Origin of the sequence: Propioniciclava sp. (genome assembly GCF_036744435.1) — a bacterium.
GTDB lineage: Bacteria > Actinomycetota > Actinomycetes > Propionibacteriales > Propionibacteriaceae > Propioniciclava.
The window spans coordinates 1-2,334 of sequence record NZ_DAIOIA010000215.1 but is presented as its reverse complement, the minus strand read 5'-3'; the positions used below and the strand labels follow the sequence as shown (position 1 = coordinate 2,334).

2 protein-coding genes are annotated in these 2,334 nt (G+C 65.9%); both read left to right on the top strand.

From position 1 onward, the window contains the following. Positions 1–1,440: IS21 family transposase (gene istA / locus V7E09_RS15305; protein WP_324523698.1), on the top strand; the 1,440-nt coding region annotated here is incomplete at its 5' end. A gap of 17 nt (positions 1,441–1,457) precedes the next feature. Then, positions 1,458–2,222 carry an IS21-like element ISBlo1 family helper ATPase IstB gene (istB, locus tag V7E09_RS15300; protein WP_012472066.1) on the top strand — a complete coding sequence of 255 codons (765 nt, stop codon included), beginning with the start codon at positions 1,458–1,460 and terminating at the stop codon, positions 2,220–2,222. Positions 2,223–2,334 lie beyond the last annotated feature (112 nt).

Below are 2,334 nucleotides of genomic sequence, written 5' to 3'. Positions count from 1 at the left end.
GCGCAGATAGCGCGGCGTCTTCACGTGGATCGCGGGACGGTCGCGAAGTACGCGGATATGGAGGATTGCTCGCCCAAGCCGAAGGCGGATCGCAGGTACGGGTCGAAGATCGACCCGTACGCGCATCTGGTGGACGAGTGGCTGGAGGCGGATCGGATGCTGCCCAGGAAGCAGCGTCACACGATCAGGCGCGTGCACGACCGTCTGCTGGCGGAGACGGACTACGACGGCGAGTATTCGACCACGATGCGTTACGTGCACCGGTGGCGCGAGGCGAACCGCGGCATGCCGGATCGCGAGGGGTACGTGCGGCTCGAGTGGGCGGCGGGCAGCATGCAGGTCGATTTCGGCGTGGCCCGGGCCCGGATCGCTGGCGAGATGGCGGACGTGCATTGCCTGGTGGTCTCGTTGCCGTATTCGAACATGCGGTTGTGCGTGGCGTTGCCGGGCGAGAACGCGGAGTGTCTGTGCCATGGCCTGATGCTCGTGTTCGAGCATATCGGGGGTGTTCCTCCCGTGATCGTGATGGACAACGCGACCGGTGCCGGCCGGCGCAACGCGAAGGGCGAGGTCGCGTTGACCGGGGTGTTCTCCGCGTTCGTGGCGCATTACCGGCTCGAGGTCCGGTTCTGCAACCCGTATTCGGGCAACGAGAAGGGCAGCGTGGAGAACGCGGTCGGGTTTTTGCGGCGCAATCTCATGGTGCCGCCCATGCGCGCGGAATCGTATGGGCAGTTGAGCCGTCTCCTGCTGGAGCGGTGCGACGGGCTCGCCAGGGACTCGTATTGCCCGAGGTTGCTGGACGTGCCCGTGGCCGAGGTGTTCGACGAGGAGAGGGCCGCGTTGATGCCGTTGCCGTCCACGGCGTTCGACCCGGTTCGCTGGGAAAGCCGGACGGCCGACAAGTACGGGCTGGTCGACATCGACTCGAACCGGTACCTCGCCGGCCCCGATTCGGCGCGTTCCAGGGTATTGGCCGCGATCCGGTGGGACACGGTCACGCTCACCTCGCCCGCCACCGGCGAGCTCTTCGCGGAGTATCCCAGACAGTACGGACGGTCGCGCAATGTGGAGGATCCCGCGCTCGTGCTTCCCCGGCTCGCGGTCAAACCCCGCGCGTGGCGGGAAAGCTCGATCCGCCCGGACGTGCCCGACGATATACGCGCGTGGCTTGATTCCATGGACGAAAAGACGTTGAGGGAGAGCCTCAAAGCGATCGGGGACGCGTGCCGGGCGGCCGGGTTCGATCCCGCGATGCAGGCGTGCGGCGAGATCCTGCGCTCGAACAGGGACATGGGCCTGCACGCGGACTCGCTCACCCCTATCGCGTTGCGCATGCGCGACGGCGAGTGGGAATACCCCGGCGGGATCGAGGAGCCCGACCTGAGCGGCTACGACCGGTTCATCACCGGCACGGACGACGGAGGGGAAGAACGGTGAGCGTCAGACCCGATCCGGTGATCCCGGAGACCCGACGCAGGCGCGCGTCCACGACCGAGAAAAGCGAACGCATCCTGAAGATGAGCCGCAGCCTGACCCTGACACGCAGCGTGCTCGCCGGCACGCTCGCCGAGGCCACGCCCAACCAGCTCGACTTCATCGAACGATGGTTCACGGCCGAACTCGACTCGCGCGAGCGATCCAAACGCCTGCGCCTGCTCAAACAGGCCGGCTTCCCCGCCGACAAGACCCTCGACGGCTATGACTGGACCAACCTGAAGATGCCCGCCGACTGGGGGCGCGCGCAGCTCGAGAACCTCGACTTCGTCGCCGGATGCGAGGACCTCGTGCTCTACGGGCCCGTCGGCACCGGCAAGAGCCACCTGGCCATCGCGATCGGACGGCTCGCCTGCGAGCGGGGCGTCCCGGTGCGCTTCTTCACCGCGACCGGACTGCTCATGCGTCTGCGCCGCGCCCAGCAGGAGAACCGGCTCGACCGGGAACTCGCGAGCATCGGCAAGGCCCGACTTCTCATCATCGACGAGTTCGGCTACCTGCCCATAGACGAGGAGGGCAGCAGGCTCCTCTTCCAGATCATTTCCGATTCCTACGAGACAAGGAGCATCATCTACACCACCAACATCGAATTCAGCGGATGGGGACGCGTGCTCGGCGACAAGAACATGGCCGCCGCCCTCATCGACCGCACCGTCCACCACGGACGGCTCATCAGATTCGAGGGCCGCTCCTACCGAAGCGAACACGCCCTCATGACCAAATAACCAACACAACGCAGACAGGCAGCGGCCGATACCGCACACCCTGCGGAAAACCCGCTGCCTACACTGCGGAAAAACACCGCTCACAAAGCGGACGCCAACTTGCTAAAACACA